This is a genomic window from Ruegeria sp. MALMAid1280 (assembly GCF_049195285.1).
Taxonomy (GTDB): Bacteria; Pseudomonadota; Alphaproteobacteria; order Rhodobacterales; family Rhodobacteraceae; genus Ruegeria.
This window is the reverse complement of the sequence record NZ_JBMIRT010000043.1, coordinates 84,000-99,068: the sequence shown is the minus strand read 5'-3', so window position 1 is coordinate 99,068 and position 15,069 is coordinate 84,000. Positions and strand designations below refer to the sequence as shown.

Sequence of the window (15,069 nt, the reverse complement as noted above, 5' to 3'; positions counted from 1 at the left end):
GGCGATGACTGAGATCAGAAACGAGGGGATGCGCATCGGCGGCGAGATCGTCTTTACCGACGACACGGTGCCGGTTCTCTATCCCTACACCAACGAAGTGATCGGCCATGTCCCCGCGGGCAAGGCCGAGCACGCCCGCAAGGCTTTTGAAATCGCAGCGGCGTATAAGCCCAAGCTGACCCGGTACGAGCGCAGCCAGATTCTGCAACGTGCCGGAGAGCTGATCGGCGAGCGCCGCGAATACCTCGCCAAATGGCTGGTGCTGGAGCTGGGTATCTGCCACCAGCACGCGATCTACGAAACCAAGCGCGCGCAGGATGTGTATCAATTCGCCGCCGCTGAGGCGCTGAAGGATGATGGCGAGATCTTTTCCTGCGACCTGACCCACAACGGCAAGGATCGCAAGATTTTCACCATGCGCGAACCGGTTGGTGCGATCAGCGCGATCACGCCCTTCAACCACCCGCTGAACATGGTCAGCCACAAGATCGCGCCGTCGATTGCGTCAAACAACTGCATGGTGTGCAAGCCGACCGAGCTGACGCCGCTGACGGCGCTGACGCTGGCGGATATTCTCTATGAGGCTGGCCTGCCGCCCGAGATGTTCCAGGTGGTCACCGGCTGGCCGCAGGACATTGGTGAAGAGATGATCGTCAATGACAAGATCGACATCATCACGTTCACCGGCGGTGTGCCGGTGGGCAAGATGATTGCGGCCAAGGCGGTCTATAAACGTCAGGCGCTGGAACTGGGCGGCAACGACCCGCTGATCGTCCTGAACGACCTTTCCGATGCCGACCTGGACAAGGCCGCCACCATTGCCGTGGCGGGTGCCACCGGCAATTCGGGCCAGCGCTGCACTGCGATCAAGCGCATTCTGGTGCAGGACAGCGTGGCCGACAAGTTTGTGCCGCTGGTGCTGGAGAAGGCCAAGAAGATCAAGTTCGGCGACCCGCAGGACCCCGAGACCGAACTGGGCTGCGTGATCCACGACAAGGCCGCGGAAATCTTCGAGACCCGCGTCTATCAGGCCGAGAAGGAAGGGGCAGAAATCCTCTATCACCCCGGCCGTCAGGGCGCGCTGCTGCCGCCCATCGTGGTCGACAAGGTCCCCCATGACAGCGAATTGGTCATGGAAGAAACCTTCGGCCCCATCATCCCCATCGTCCGCGTGCCGGACAATGATGAAGAGGTCATGGCGATTTCGAACTCCACCGAGTTCGGCCTCAGCTCGGGTGTCTGCACCAACGACCTGAACCGCGCCATCGCCTATGTCAACGGGCTGAACGTGGGTACCTGCAACATCTGGGAACAACCCGGATACCGCATCGAAATGTCCCCCTTCGGCGGTATCAAGGACTCGGGCAATGGCGTCAAGGAAGGCGTCATCGAAGCCATCAAATTCTTCACCAACGTCAAGACATATTCACTGCCGTGGCCAAGGTGAGGACATAAGAGAACCTAAATTCCTCCCCAACTCGCGGGGCTCCAATAATGGAGCCTCGCGCTTTTGATTTCAGCGGATGCAAGCCAGAATCGAGGATCATATGTCCGTCAGCATTACCCACACCGAAGGCGAGTCCAACACTTCGGATGCGCGCAAATCGTGGTTGAAGTCTTCGATTGGTCCACGGTCAGCGCCGTTGCTGAAACGGGATTCAGACGCGTTTCTGCATCAAAGCCTGTCCAGCCCCTGCGTCAGTACGATCGCCAGGGCCGAGGGCATCTGGATCGAGGATATGGATGGCCGCCGCTACATGGATTTCCATGGCAACTCGGTCCACCATATCGGCTATGGCCACCCCCGGCTGGTCGAGGCGATCAAGGCCCAGCTGGATGATCTGCCCTTTGCGCCGCGTCGCTTTACCAATGATCCGGCGGTGGAACTTGCCGAAAAACTGGCCGAGATTGCGCCCGGCGATCTGGGCAAGACACTATTCACCACTGGCGGCTCGGACGCCAATGAAGTGGCGCTGAAAATTGCCCGCGCGGCGACGGGCCGGTTCAAGACCGTCAGTTTCTGGGATGCGTTTCACGGGGCCGGGTTCGGTGCGGCCTCGGTTGGCGGCGAGGCCACATTCCGCAGCCATATCGCCGGGCCTCTGATGCCGGGGGCCGAGCATGTCGCGCCCTTCGCCTGCTATCGCTGCCCCTATAACCACGCAAGCCCCGAGACCTGCGGCCTGGCCTGCGCCAAGATGGTCGAGTTTGCGCTGGAACGCGAGGGCGACGTGGCCGCGGTGATCGCGGAACCCATGCGGGCGGTGCCTTATGTTCCCCCGGCGGGGTTCTGGAAATCGGTGCGCGAGGCCTGCAACCGGCACGGCGCGCTGCTGATCATGGATGAGATTCCCACCGGTCTGGGCAAAACCGGCAAGATGTTCGCCTTCGAGCATGATGAGATCGTGCCCGACATCGTGACCCTGGGCAAAGCTTTGGGCGGCGGCATCCTGCCCATTGCCGCCTGCGTTGCGCGTCGCGATCTGGACGTGTGCGGAGACTTTGCCATCGGGCATTACACCCACGAAAAGAACCCGGTGACCGCGCGCGCCGCGCTGACCACGATCCAGATCATCGAGGACGAAGGCCTTGTCGACCGATCCGCTGAACTGGGTGCCCACGCCATGGGGCGACTGGAAAGCGAGCTGGCGCAGGTCGAAATCGTGGGGGATATCCGCGGGCGCGGATTGATGTTCGGGGTTGAAATCGTCAAAAGCCGCAGCACGCGCGAGGCGGATAACGCCCGTGCCGAGCGCATCTATTACGAATGCCTGAATGGCGGGGTGAGCTTCAAGATCAGTCAGGGTTGCGTTCTGACGCTGTCTCCTCCGCTGACCATTTCACGGGATGATCTGGATCGTGCGCTGGATATCGTCATTGCGGCGATCCGAGCTCAGATTTGACGCTTTCGATTGCGCTGATTGTTCTGGCGGCAGCATTGCTTCATGCCACCTGGAACGCGATTGTCAAAGGCGCACCCGACAAGGCCATCGTTCTGGGGCTGGTGGCGCTTGGCCATGCGGTACCGGCATTGTTTGCATTGCCTTTTCTGGGCTTGCCGGTTTGGGCGGCGTTTCCGTTCATCGTCGGCTCGACCCTGATCCATTGGGGGTATTACTGGTTTCTGAACGCCGCTTACAAACATGGCGACCTTTCGGTTGTATATCCGATCTCTCGTGGAATAACGCCAATCCTGGTCGCGCTCGGAGCTATGTACTTTGCACGAGAGTTCCTTTCCCCCGAGGCGTGGATCGGAATTATCTGCATCTCGTTAGGGATCGGGTTTCTGGCTCTTGCCGGGTTGGGTAAACACACCAACTGGATCGCAATCGCGGCGGCGTTCGGCACGGGCCTGATGATTGCGTCCTACTCGATTGTCGATGGAATTGGCATAAGGCTATCCGAGAACACGCTGGGATACATTGCGTCACTGTTTGTTGCCGAAATATTCGTCGCCATCTTTATCTTTACGACCCGCTGGGAACGCGTTGTGGCCTTGCCCAAACGCTATGTATGGGCTGGTCTGGCTGGCGGCGTTATTTCCGGCCTTGCTTATGGGCTTGTGCTTTATGCCAAAACGATTGCGCCTTTGGGTGTCGTGTCTGCGCTCCGCGAGAGTTCCGTTATCTTCGCGGCGCTAATCGGCGTGATGTGGTTTGGTGAAGGGCCAAAATCCAACAGGCTTGCCGCGGCGATTGCCGTGGCGGTTGGGATTGTGACCCTGGCGATGGCACGGTGAAGGCTATACAGAGCGCTGAATAGGGTGCTGGTCAGTCCACGCAGACGAGGTCAATTTCGTTCTTTGACAGCATCTCGGAAATTGCCGCATCCGGTTTGGCATCGGTGAACAGAACATTGATCTTACCAAGCGCATCTAGCGTCACGGGTGCGCGCTTGCCCAGTTTTTCACCGTCGGCCACCACCACGCGGATCTGGGCGTTGTCGATGGCAAGGCGCGCCAGATTGGCCTCTTGCAGGTCGTGCAACATGAACCCCATCTCGGCATTGACCGCGCCGACCGAGAGGATCGCAAAGCGGACGTTCAGGCGTTTGACAAGCTCTTGTGCTTCGATCCCGAACGCTCCGCCATCGTGCGGTCGCAGCTCACCTCCGGCCATGAACACTTTGTTGTTGTTCCGCGATGCCAGCGTATGCGCCACAAAGACCGAATTGGTAACAACAAACAGGTCTCTGTGATCCTTAAGGGCGGTGGCAACATAAGCGGTGGTCGAGCCGATATCGAGGAACAGTGAATCTCCGTCACTGATGATTTTGGCAACCGCGCGGGCCAGTTTGCCCTTCGAATCCGTCTGGGTATCCAGCCGGGTTTTCAGCGTTGGTTCAAGAACCTTTTCCAGCAGGTGAACGCCGCCATGAACCTTGCGCACAATCTCGCGTTCTTCAAGATTGCGGACGTTGCGCCGGATGGTTTCAAGTGTCACGCCCAACTGTTTGGCCAGCACGCTCACTCGGCAAGAACCGCCAGCGTCGACTAGCTCTCGCAGGATCTCTTCTTCGCGCTGATTGGTTGTATTGAGGTTCATTTGCCAGTGCCTGCTTCGCCGCGTTGTAGGTATATTCAAAGATACCACAATACCCACATAAAGCAACATAGCCTGCTTTATTAGCGGCTTAACTCGCCGAAACCGATAATAGATGTGGCTTAATGTGGTTTTACTTGACACAAAACACCACACCGTGCTCAGCTTTTCAAAAAACAAAACTGATTCACAAAACCTCGACAGGGAGAAGGTAATATGAACAACAAACAGAAACTTTTTGCGCTGGCATTCGCGACCCTGGGTTCCGCGTCTTCGGCGCTGGCTGCAGAATCGTCCGATCCGATCAAGCTGACGCTGCATGACTGGTCTGGCCAGTTGATCAACACCAAGATCATGGGTTCGATCCTGCAAGAGGCCGGGTATAACGTCGAATATGTTCAGGCCGACTATATCGCGCAGTTTGCGGGCCTGAAGACCGGTGACCTGCACCTGGCGATGGAGATCTGGGAAACCACCGGCCGCGAGGCGCTGGATGAGGCGACGGCCTCGGGCAATGTGGTCAATGTCGGTGAAACCGGCCTTATGGCGATCGAGGAATGGTGGTATCCGTCCTACATGAAGGAGCGCTGCCCGGGCCTGCCCAATTGGGAAGCTCTGAAGGATTGTGCCGAAGAATTTGCAACCGCCGAAACGTCGCCCAACGGGCGCTATGTGGGCGGCCCGGTGACCTGGGGCGGCTTTGACGAAGAGCGTGTCGAAGCGCTGGAGCTGGAGTTCGAGGTTGTCCATGCCGGCACCGACGCAGCCCTGTTCGCCGAGCTGGAATCAGCCTATCAGCGCGAAGACCCGATCATGCTGTGGGTCTATGTTCCGCATTGGGCGCCGGCAAAATATGACGGCGAGTTCGTGGAATTCCCGCCCTATTCGGCGGAATGCTACAATGATGCTTCGGTCGGTGTGAACCCGGACATGGCTTATGATTGCGGCAAGCCGCGCGGCCCGATCTGGAAAGCCGCCTGGTCCGGCCTGCAAGACAAATGGCCCGGTGCGTATGACATCATCGAAGCTTACAATATCAACAACGATGAAATGAGCGCCATGGTCGGTCAAGCCGATCTGGACGGCATTGAAATCGATACTGTTGTTGCGGATTGGATGGAAGCTAACAAGGACCGCTGGTCCGGCTGGATCTCCAAGTAATCTGCATATGGCCGGGGCGGTCTCCCGCTCTCAATCCCGCTCCGGCCTTTACACCCGCCTGACCGGACCTCACTTATGACACCCAAGACCAAACTGTCCTGCCGTAATGTATGGAAACTTTACGGCCAGAGCGCCGATGCGCTGCTGCAGCAGAATTCCAACCCATCCGGCGACGAAATCCGCGCTGCTGGCGCCATAGGCGCTGTGCGCAACGCCAATATCGACATCGCCGAGGGAGAGATCTTTATCATCATGGGGCTGTCCGGGTCGGGCAAGTCCACTCTGGTCCGCTGCCTGTCGCGCCTGATCGAGCCAACGGGCGGCGAAGTGCTGTTTGACGGCGTCGACCTGTCGAGCGCCAGCGAGAAAGAACTGATCGAGATTCGGCGCCACAAGATGGGCATGGTGTTCCAGCATTTTGCATTGCTGCCGCATCTGACCGTGTTGCAGAATGTCATGTTCCCGCTGACCATTCAGGCCACCCCAAAGGACGAGGCCACCGCCAAGGCGCGCGAGGTTGTGGAACTGGTCGGCCTCAAAGGGCGCGAGGACTACTACCCGCGCGAATTGTCCGGTGGTCAGCAACAGCGCGTCGGAATCGCGCGGTCGCTGGTGACCGAACCGGACCTGTGGTTCCTGGACGAACCGTTCTCGGCGCTGGACCCGTTGATCCGGCGCGAGATGCAGGACGAATTCCTGCGGTTGCAGGAACGGCTGCACAAGACCATCGTTTTCATCACCCATGATTTCGAAGAGGCCGTACGTCTGGCCGACCGGATTGCCATCATGAAAGATGGTGAGGTGATTCAGATCGCCACGCCGGAAGAGCTGGTGATGCACCCGGCCACAGACTATGTGGCCGAATTCACCCGCCATATTCCACGCTCGAAGGTGCTGACTGTTGGCGGCGTTATGAACGCAGGCGGAACCGGCGAGGGCGAACCCATCGCGCAATCCGCCCGCGTCTCGGACGTGGCGGAACGGATCATCGCCTCGGACGTGCCTCTACCGGTGGTGGACGCCAATGGTCAGAGCGTTGGCGCGATTGATCGCAAGGCCGTGGCGCATGTGTTGTTTGGCAAAGGAGGGGATGCGGAATGACGCGTCTGAGCCGCAGCCAGTTCACCATTCTGGCGCTTGTGCTGGTCACAATCGTTCTGGGCTATTATGGCCGCGACCTGGGCAAGGCGCTGGATGCGCGCTGGCTGACCAAGTTTCCCTCGGCCTGGGTGATCCCGTTCAAGACCTATATCTCCTCGGCGATGACATGGCTGATCGAGGATGCCGCCATTGGCCCGGTCTCTTTTACCGATGTGACCCGGACCATCGCCTGGCTGATCGAACAGCCCTATGATTTTGTTCTGGCGCTTTTGGCAGATGGGTTCGTCAAAGGGCAAGGCAACGAAGCGCAGGTTATCCTGCCGGCGATCAGCTGGATTGTGGTAACCACCGCGGTGATTGCGTTGGGTCAGTATTGCCGTGACTGGGCGCTGGCTGCGCTGGTGGGGGGATGTTTCATCTATCTGGCCGTCTTTGGCCAATGGGACAGTGCGATGGTCACGCTGGCCTCGGTCCTGATTGCCGTTCCGATCGGTGCCGGCGGCGGGTTGTTACTGGGCATTCTGGCCTATCGGCATCCCACTTTTGAAAAGGCAATTTCGCCAGTTCTGGACCTGATGCAGACGATCCCGATCTTTGCCTATCTGGTTCCGATCCTGTTTATGTTCGGCTTTGGTCCGATCTCGGCGCTGGTTGCGACGATCATCTATGCCACCCCGCCGATGGTGCGGATCACCACGCTGGCGTTGAAGGCGGTGGATTCGGAAATTCTGGATTTCGGACGCATGGCGGGCACAACACAACGGCAACTGATGTGGCGCGTTCTGGTGCCCTCGGCCAGCCACAGCCTGATGGTGGGGGTCAATCAGGTGATCATGCTGACCCTGAACATGGTGATCATCGCCTCGATGATCGGGGCAGGGGGGCTGGGCTTTGACGTGCTGGCGGCACTGCGGCGTCTGGACATTGGCGCCGGGTTCGAGGCCGGTATTGCCATCGTCGTTCTTGCCATCGCCGTCGACCGGCTGAGCCAGGCCTTTGCCGAGCGTATGGGGCAGGTGCATCATGAGGTCCCCGGCAGCTGGGTCACCCGTCATCGCCGCACGGTTCTGGTGCTGATCCTGCTGGTCGTAACCTGGGTGCTGGGGCAGTTTTCCCCGCTGTTGCTGGAATATCCCGAAAGCCAGACCATCACCACGGGCGCCTTCTGGGACAACACCGTCAAATATCTGAACGTCAACTATTTCGACTTTTTCGAAGCGATCAAGGTCTTCTTCCTGACCTGGTTCATGATCCCGATCAAAACCGTCCTGCTGGGCATTCCGTGGCCCTGGGCCATCGCGATGCTGACGCTTCTGGGGTGGTATGCCTCGGGCTGGCGGCTGGCGCTGCTATGTGGCGGTATGGCCTCGCTGATTCTGGTGTCGGGCCTGTGGTCCAAGGCGATGGTCACGGTCTATCTGTGCGGCGCGTCGGTGATCCTCGCCACACTGATCGGGGTCCCGCTGGGTGTGCTGGCGGCGCTGAACAAACGCGCCGGAACCGCCATCAACCTGCTGATCGACACGCTGCAGACCCTGCCCAGCTTTGTCTATCTGATCCCGGTTGTGATGCTGTTCCGCGTGGGTGACTTCACCGCTCTGATCGCCATCGTCATGTATGCGCTGGCCCCGGCGGTGCGCTATGCGGCGCATGGGGTGCGGTCGGTCAGCGAAGACCTGATCGAGGCCGGTCTGGTCTCGGGCTGTACCCGCACGCAGCTGTTGCGCCATATCCGCCTGCCGATGGCCCTGCCTGAAATTCTGCTGGGCATCAACCAGACCATCATGCTGGCGCTGTCGATGCTGGTGATCACCGCGCTGGTCGGCACCCGCGATCTGGGGCAGGAGGTCTATATCGCGCTGACCAAGGCGGATACGGGCCGGGGCCTTGTGGCCGGTCTGTCCATCGCCTTCATCGCCATCATTGCCGACCGGCTGATCAATGCCGGGGCGCGTCAGGCCCGCATTCGCTTTGGACTGGAGAGCTGACATGAGCCAACCCGATCTACTGGCCCGCATTCAGGACCTGCCCATCTGGGACGGCGCGATCTCGGCGCAGCCGCTGACCGGCGGCATCACCAACGTGAACTACAAGGTGACGGACGCCAAAGGCGCATATGTGGTGCGCGTCGGTGATGACATCCCGCTGCATCAGGTGATGCGGTTCAATGAGCTGGCCGCCAGCAAGGCCGCCCACGCTGCGGGCCTGTCCCCGGCGGTGATCCACACGGCGGGCGATCTGACGGTGCTGGAGTTTATCGAAAGCCGAACGCTCAGCGAAGAGGACGTGCGCAACCCCGAAATGCTACCGCGCGTGCTGCAACTGGTGAAAGACTGCCATACCGAGGTGCCCAAATACCTGCGTGGCCCGTCGCTGGTGTTCTGGGTGTTTCACGTCATCCGTGATTATGCTGCCACGCTCACGGAACGCGGCAGCGCGCATGAGGCGCTTATTCCCGATCTTGTCGCCGCAGGGGCCGAGCTGGAGCGCGAGGCCGGGCCTTATGACATGGTTTTCGGCCATAACGATCTGCTCTGCGGTAACTTTCTGGATGATGGCGACCGGCTCTGGCTGATCGATTTCGACTATGCGGGTTTCAATTCCCCGCTGTTTGATCTGGGCGGGCTGGCTTCGAACAACGGCCTGTCACCCCAGCAGGAAGACTGGGTTCTGGAGACCTATTTCGAAACCCCTGTCACCGACGATCTGCGCCACCGTTATACGGCAATGAAATGCGCCTCGCTCCTGCGCGAAACGATGTGGAGCATGGTGTCCGAGATCACCTCGGAGATCGAATTTGATTATGCGGCCTACTCGGCCGAGAACCTCGCGCGGTTCCGCGCAGCCCTGACAGAATTCAAAAACACCTGAGGACAGATATGACCGACCTTCCCAAAACAGCCAAAGCCGTCATTATCGGAGGCGGCATCATCGGGTGTTCGACCGCCTATCACCTGGCCAAACTGGGCTGGACCGATACGGTACTGCTGGAACGCAAAAAACTGACCTCTGGCACAACTTTCCACGCGGCAGGTCTTGTGGGCCAGCTGCGCTCGAACGCGAATATCACGCAGTTGCTGGGCTATTCGGTCGATCTGTATAACAAGATCGAGGAAGAAACCGGGCTTGGTACGGGCTGGAAGATGAATGGCGGTCTGCGTCTGGCCTGTAACGAGGAACGCTGGACCGAGGTAAAGCGGCAGGCCACCACCGCGCGTTCCTTTGGTCTGGACATGCAGTTGCTGACCCCGTCCGAGGCGCAGGAGCTGTGGCCGCTGATGGATGTCTCTGACGTGGTCGGGGCCGCCTATCTGCCGACCGATGGTCAGGCGAACCCGTCGGACATCACGCAGGCGCTGGCCAAGGGCGCGCGCATGGCCGGGGCGAAGATTTTCGAAGACACCAAGGTCACCGATATCGAGATCGAAGACGGCAAGATCCGCGCCGTGATCACGGAACATGGCCGGATCGAATGCGAAAAGGTGATCTGCTGTGCAGGCCAGTGGACCCGTACCTTTGCGGGCCGGTTCGGCGTCAACGTGCCGCTGGTGCCGATGGAGCACCAGTACATGGTCACCGAACCGTTCGATGTGCCGTCTAACCTGCCCACTCTGCGCGACCCTGATCGTCTGACCTACTATAAGGAAGAAGTCGGCGGTCTGGTCATGGGCGGGTATGAACCCAACCCGATCCCCTGGGCCACCAAAGGTATTCCGCAAGGCTTCCACTATACCTTGCTGGACAGCAATTTCGACCATTTCGAGCAGTTGATGGAACTGGCGTTGGGGCGGGTTCCGGCGTTGGAGAATGCGGGCGTCAAGACCCTGACCAACGGGCCGGAAAGCTTTACGCCCGACGGCAATTTCATCATCGGTGAGGCGCCGGAACTGAGCAACTTCTTTGTCGGCGCGGGCTTCAACGCCTTTGGGATCGCCGCCGGGGGCGGGGCAGGCATGGCGCTGGCCGAATGGGTCCACAAAGGCGAGCCGCCGTTTGACCTGTGGTCTGCCGATATCCGCCGCTTTGGCCGCCCGCATTTCGATACCGACTGGGTGCGCACCCGAACGGTCGAGGCCTATGGCAAACACTACACGATGGCCTGGCCGCATGAGGAACATGACAGTGGCCGCCCCTGCCGCAAGTCGCCGCTTTACGACACGCTCAAGGATCAGGGTGCCTGCTTTGGCGAGAAACTGGGCTGGGAGCGTCCGAACTGGTACGCGGATGCGTCACTGGGCGAGACCGCCAAGGATGAATACAGCTTTGGCCGCCAGAACTGGTTTGCCGCCGTGGGCCGCGAACACAAGGCCGCGCGCGAGGCGGCGGTTCTGTACGACCAGACCTCCTTTGCCAAATTTTCGCTGAAAGGGCCGGATGCGCTGGCAGCGATGAGCTGGATTTGCGCCAATGATGTGAACAAGCCGGCGGGCGCGCTGGTCTATACCCAGATGCTGAACGATAAGGGTGGCATCGAATGTGATTTGACCGTTGGCCGGGTGGCGCATGACGAGTTCTACATCGTCACCGGTACCGGCTTTGCCACCCATGATTTCGACTGGATCAACCGCAATATTCCTGACGGTATGAACTGTCAGCTGTTCGACATCACCTCGTCCAACGCGGTTCTGTCGCTGATGGGCCCGAAGGCGCGGGATATTCTGGCGGCGGTGACACGCGATGACGTGTCGAATGACGGGTTCAAATTCGGCACGATCCGCACCATCGGCATCGCCGGTTGCCCGGTCAAAGCGCTGCGCGTGACCTATGTGGGTGAACTGGGCTGGGAACTGCACCTGCCGGTGGAATATGCCCAAACCGTCTATGATGCGCTCAAAGTGGCAGGCGAACCGCACGGTCTGGTCAACGCGGGCTATCGCTCGATTGAATCGCTGCGGCTGGAAAAGGGCTATCGCGCCTGGGGGTCGGATATCGGACCCGACCACACCCCGTTCGAAAGCGGGCTGGGCTGGGCCGTGAAGCTGCGCAAGAACATCGACTTCAAGGGCCGCGCCGCCGCCGAGAAGCAAAAGGCCGAGGGCGTCGCCAAGATGCTGGCCTGCTTTACCGTTGACCCGGATATCGTGCTGCAAGGACGCGAGACCATTTATCGCGACGGCAAACGCGTGGGCTGGCTGACCTCGGGCGGTTTTGGCTATACTGTGAACAAATCAATCGGTTATGGTTACATTCGCGATGCGGACGGGGTTGATGCCGATTACGTGACCTCTGGCAGTTATGAGCTTGAGGTCGCGACCGAGCGGGTGCCCTGTGACGTGACGTTGCGGCCGCTCTACGACCCCAAGATGGAACGCATCAAGGCGTAAGGATCGATTGATGTTGGACATCGACATATTGGAAGACCACGCGAAGGCGGTTGCGAATGTGGCCTCGGACGCGGCGATGCGGTACTTCCGCGGACGGCTGGGGATCGAGTTCAAGCCCGACGAAAGCCCGGTTACACAGGCCGACAAACAGGTCGAAGCCGAGGTTCGTGCCTATCTGAAACTGCACTTCCCCGATCACGGTGTCTTCGGGGAGGAAGAAGGCAAGGATATGGGCGACGGGCGCCATATGTGGGTCATCGATCCCATTGATGGCACCCGGTCATTCCTGTCCGGGCACCCTCTGTTCGGCTTCCTTCTGGCGCATCTGAGCGAGGGCCGCGCCGAATTGGGTGTTGTCGGGATGCCCGCTCTGGACGAGACCTTTGTGGGTGTCGTCGGAAAGGGGGCAACGCTGAATGACCTGCCGATCCACGTTTCGGACCAGACGCGGCTGGATCAGGCGATCCTGTTCGTGAATGAAGGCGACAAGATCTATCGCGACCACCCGGATGTCTTCAGCCGCCTGATGCAGGCGGGGCAGACTCGGCGATTTGCCTATGATTGCTATCCCCATGCCCTGTTGGCCGCCGGCCATGTGGACGCGGTGGTGGATTACGATCTGCAACCCTATGATTTCCTGGCCCTGTCGCCGTTGATCGAAGCGGCCGGAGGGGTGATGACAGACTGGGACGGCAACGCCCTGACGCTCGAGTCGGACGGGGCTGTCGTTTCGGCGGCGACGCCCGCGCTTCATGCCGCGTTGCTGGATGTGCTGCACACAGGGCAGCCGGGCTAACGGGGGAGCACATGGAAACCAAGCCAGTTGAAATCATCAACCCCGGCGGCAAAGGGCGCGCCCTGCTGCTGTGCGAACATGCCAGCAACAGGATTCCGGCGGAGTATAACGGCCTCGGCCTGTCTGATGCCGATCGCGACAGTCATGCCGCCTGGGATCCCGGCGCGCTTGCATTGACGCGGGCCCTGTCGCAGGCTTTGGATGCCACGGCTGTGACCTCGACCGTGTCGCGACTTGTCTATGACTGCAACCGTCCGCCCGAAGCGGCCAGCGCCATGCCCGAAAAATCCGAGCTGATCGAGGTGCCGGGCAATGTTGGGCTGACGCAGTTGCAGCGCGACGCGCGCACGGATGCGGTCTACCGCCCGTTTTGCGCCGCCGTGGCCGCTGAACTGGACAAACGCGGACCTGACACGGTGGTGGTGACGGTGCATTCCTTCACGCCGGTCTTCTATGGCCAGCCGCGCAGCGTCGAGCTGGGCCTGCTGCATGACGACGATAGCCGTCTGGTCGATGCGATGCTCAGCCGCGCCGGAGACATCCCGCACCGGCGCGTGGAACGAAACGAGCCCTATGGGCCGGCGGACGGGGTGACCCATTCGTTGAAACTACATGCGCTCAGCCGCGGGCTGGCGAATGTGATGATCGAAGTGCGCAACGATCTGATGCGCACTGACTCGCAGATTGCCGATATGGCGCGGGACATCCTGACGCTGCTGGAACCGGCTTTGAAAGACATCCCGATCAAGGAGAGTGCAACGTGACCGCACCTTTAACATTCGAACATCTTGCGACCCAGGTTACTGCCGGAGAGATCGACACCGTTTTGGTCTGCATGGTCGATATGCAGGGTCGCCTGATGGGCAAGCGGTTCCATGCGGGTCATTTCGTGGCAGGCGCGTGGGAAGAGACCCATTGCTGCAACTACCTGCTGGCCACCGATCTTGAGATGGGCACGCCGGACGGCTATGCCTCGACCAGTTGGGAGCGGGGTTATGGCGATTACGTGATGAAGCCGGACCTGAGCACGTTGCGCCCGGTGCCGTGGCTGGAAGGTACGGCGATGGTGATGTGCGATGTGCTGGATCACCATACGCATGAAGAAGTGCCCCATGCGCCGCGTTCGATCCTGAAGAAACAGGTCAACCGCCTGAAGGCGATGGGCTATGACGCCATGTGCGCCACCGAGCTGGAGTTCTTCCTGTTCGAGAAGAGCTTCGATGCGATCCGCAAGGAAGGGTTCCGCGATCTCGAGCCGATCTCGGGTTATAACGAGGATTATCACATCCTGCAGACCACCAAGGAAGAACATGTGATGCGCCCGATCCGCAACCATTTGTGGGATGCGGGCATTCCGGTTGAGAACACGAAAGGCGAGGCAGAGACCGGGCAGGAAGAGCTGAACATCAAATACGCGCCTGCGATGGACACGGCCGAGTATCATTCGATCGCCAAGAACGCGGTGAAAGAGATCGCCTGGCAGCACGGGCACGCGGCGACCTTCCTGCCGAAATGGCATCATGAGAAGGTGGGCAGTTCGTCTCATGTCCATCAGTCGCTTTGGGCAGACGGGCAGCCGGCGTTTTATGACAAAGGTGATGAGCTGGGCATGTCGGCGCTGATGAAAAGCTATATGGCCGGACTGCTGAAATACGCCGCCGATTACACCTGTTTCATGGCGCCTTATATCAACAGCTACAAACGCTTCATGAAAGGGACCTTTGCGCCGACACGGATCATCTGGTCAGTGGACAACCGCACCGCAGGCTTCCGGCTGTGCGGTGACGGCACCAAGGCGGTGCGGGTCGAGTGCCGGATACCGGGCTCGGACATGAACCCCTATCTGGCGATGGCAGGGATGCTGGCTGCAGGGATTGCAGGGATTGAAGAGGGGTTGGACTTGCAGCCTCCGACCAGGGGGGATGTCTATCAGGGCGAGACGGGGATGATCCCGGGCAACCTGCGCGCTGCGCGGGATGCGCTGCATGGGTCAGCCATGCTGCGCGCGGCCATGGGGGATGATGTGGTTGATCACTATGCGCGAGCGGCAGAAGTCGAGATCGAGGAGTTCGAGCGCGTGGTAACGGATTGGGAAATTGCCCGCGGGTTCGAGCGGGCTTGAGATTGGGGCAGGCTGGGGGCTCTG

Annotated in this window: 12 protein-coding genes; 11 read left to right on the top strand and 1 reads right to left on the bottom strand. The window is 60.0% G+C overall.

Annotation, left to right across the window (positions count from 1 at the left end):
* The first annotated feature begins 4 nt into the window (after window positions 1–4).
* The 3 genes from phnY (at window position 5) to ACOQFT_RS08120 (ending at window position 3,739) form a co-directional block, all read left to right on the top strand.
* Window positions 5–1,447, top strand: a complete 1,443-nt coding sequence (phnY, locus tag ACOQFT_RS08130) for a phosphonoacetaldehyde dehydrogenase (RefSeq protein ID WP_421597440.1) — start codon at window positions 5–7, stop codon at window positions 1,445–1,447.
* Window positions 1,448–1,547: 100 nt separating this feature from the next.
* Entirely contained in the window at window positions 1,548–2,903 is a 1,356-nt protein-coding gene (pbfA, locus tag ACOQFT_RS08125; protein WP_421597439.1) for a (R)-1-hydroxy-2-aminoethylphosphonate ammonia-lyase, read from the top strand.
* On the top strand, window positions 2,900–3,739 hold the full coding sequence (locus ACOQFT_RS08120; RefSeq protein ID WP_421597438.1) for an EamA family transporter: 840 nt from the start codon (window positions 2,900–2,902) through the stop codon (window positions 3,737–3,739). Before pbfA ends, ACOQFT_RS08120 begins: the two co-directional genes overlap by 4 nt.
* 31 nt (window positions 3,740–3,770) lie before the next feature.
* Here the strand turns inward: ACOQFT_RS08120 and ACOQFT_RS08115 are convergent, their stop codons facing one another.
* Window positions 3,771–4,544, bottom strand: coding sequence for a DeoR/GlpR family DNA-binding transcription regulator (locus ACOQFT_RS08115; protein ID WP_421597437.1), 774 nt, complete (start codon window positions 4,542–4,544; stop codon window positions 3,771–3,773).
* Between the two features lie 213 nt (window positions 4,545–4,757).
* On the opposite strand from ACOQFT_RS08115, the gene ACOQFT_RS08110 reads away from it, so the two are divergent.
* From ACOQFT_RS08110 to ACOQFT_RS08075, 8 genes are all read left to right on the top strand, one after another.
* Window positions 4,758–5,702 (top strand): ABC transporter substrate-binding protein, encoded by a 945-nt coding sequence (locus ACOQFT_RS08110; RefSeq protein WP_421597436.1) that lies wholly within the window; start codon window positions 4,758–4,760, stop codon window positions 5,700–5,702.
* Window positions 5,703–5,777: 75 nt separating this feature from the next.
* Complete coding sequence (locus ACOQFT_RS08105) at window positions 5,778–6,803, top strand: quaternary amine ABC transporter ATP-binding protein (protein WP_421597435.1); 1,026 nt, start codon at window positions 5,778–5,780, stop codon at window positions 6,801–6,803.
* Window positions 6,800–8,791, top strand: coding sequence for an ABC transporter permease (locus tag ACOQFT_RS08100; protein WP_421597434.1), 1,992 nt, complete (start codon window positions 6,800–6,802; stop codon window positions 8,789–8,791). Before ACOQFT_RS08105 ends, ACOQFT_RS08100 begins: the two co-directional genes overlap by 4 nt.
* Before the next feature lies 1 nt (window position 8,792).
* Window positions 8,793–9,674, top strand: coding sequence for a phosphotransferase (locus tag ACOQFT_RS08095; RefSeq protein ID WP_421597433.1), 882 nt, complete (start codon window positions 8,793–8,795; stop codon window positions 9,672–9,674).
* An 8-nt stretch (window positions 9,675–9,682) separates the two neighbouring features.
* On the top strand, window positions 9,683–12,127 hold the full coding sequence (locus ACOQFT_RS08090; protein WP_421597432.1) for a GcvT family protein: 2,445 nt from the start codon (window positions 9,683–9,685) through the stop codon (window positions 12,125–12,127).
* Between the two features lie 10 nt (window positions 12,128–12,137).
* Entirely contained in the window at window positions 12,138–12,923 is a 786-nt protein-coding gene (locus tag ACOQFT_RS08085; RefSeq protein WP_421597431.1) for an inositol monophosphatase family protein, read from the top strand.
* An 11-nt stretch (window positions 12,924–12,934) separates the two neighbouring features.
* On the top strand, window positions 12,935–13,687 hold the full coding sequence (locus tag ACOQFT_RS08080) for an N-formylglutamate amidohydrolase (RefSeq protein WP_421597430.1): 753 nt from the start codon (window positions 12,935–12,937) through the stop codon (window positions 13,685–13,687).
* 71 nt (window positions 13,688–13,758) lie between these two features.
* Window positions 13,759–15,045, top strand: coding sequence for a glutamine synthetase family protein (locus tag ACOQFT_RS08075; RefSeq protein WP_421597470.1), 1,287 nt, complete (start codon window positions 13,759–13,761; stop codon window positions 15,043–15,045).
* Window positions 15,046–15,069: the final 24 nt, after the last annotated feature.

Bases quoted from the DNA above. Each gene is read 5' to 3' on its own strand.
- pbfA (WP_421597439.1), top strand. From the start codon at position 1,548: ATGTCCGTCAGCATTACCCACACCGAAGGCGAGTCCAACACTTCGGAT.
- ACOQFT_RS08105 (WP_421597435.1), top strand. From the start codon at position 5,778: ATGACACCCAAGACCAAACTGTCCTGCCGTAATGTATGGAAACTTTAC.
- ACOQFT_RS08100 (WP_421597434.1), top strand. From the start codon at position 6,800: ATGACGCGTCTGAGCCGCAGCCAGTTCACCATTCTGGCGCTTGTGCTG.
- ACOQFT_RS08090 (WP_421597432.1), top strand. From the start codon at position 9,683: ATGACCGACCTTCCCAAAACAGCCAAAGCCGTCATTATCGGAGGCGGC.
- ACOQFT_RS08075 (WP_421597470.1), top strand. From the start codon at position 13,759: ATGGTCGATATGCAGGGTCGCCTGATGGGCAAGCGGTTCCATGCGGGT.
- ACOQFT_RS08115 (WP_421597437.1), bottom strand. From the start codon at position 4,544: ATGAACCTCAATACAACCAATCAGCGCGAAGAAGAGATCCTGCGAGAG.
- ACOQFT_RS08085 (WP_421597431.1), top strand. From the start codon at position 12,138: ATGTTGGACATCGACATATTGGAAGACCACGCGAAGGCGGTTGCGAAT.
- ACOQFT_RS08080 (WP_421597430.1), top strand. From the start codon at position 12,935: ATGGAAACCAAGCCAGTTGAAATCATCAACCCCGGCGGCAAAGGGCGC.
- ACOQFT_RS08110 (WP_421597436.1), top strand. From the start codon at position 4,758: ATGAACAACAAACAGAAACTTTTTGCGCTGGCATTCGCGACCCTGGGT.
- ACOQFT_RS08095 (WP_421597433.1), top strand. From the start codon at position 8,793: ATGAGCCAACCCGATCTACTGGCCCGCATTCAGGACCTGCCCATCTGG.
- phnY (WP_421597440.1), top strand. From the start codon at position 5: ATGACTGAGATCAGAAACGAGGGGATGCGCATCGGCGGCGAGATCGTC.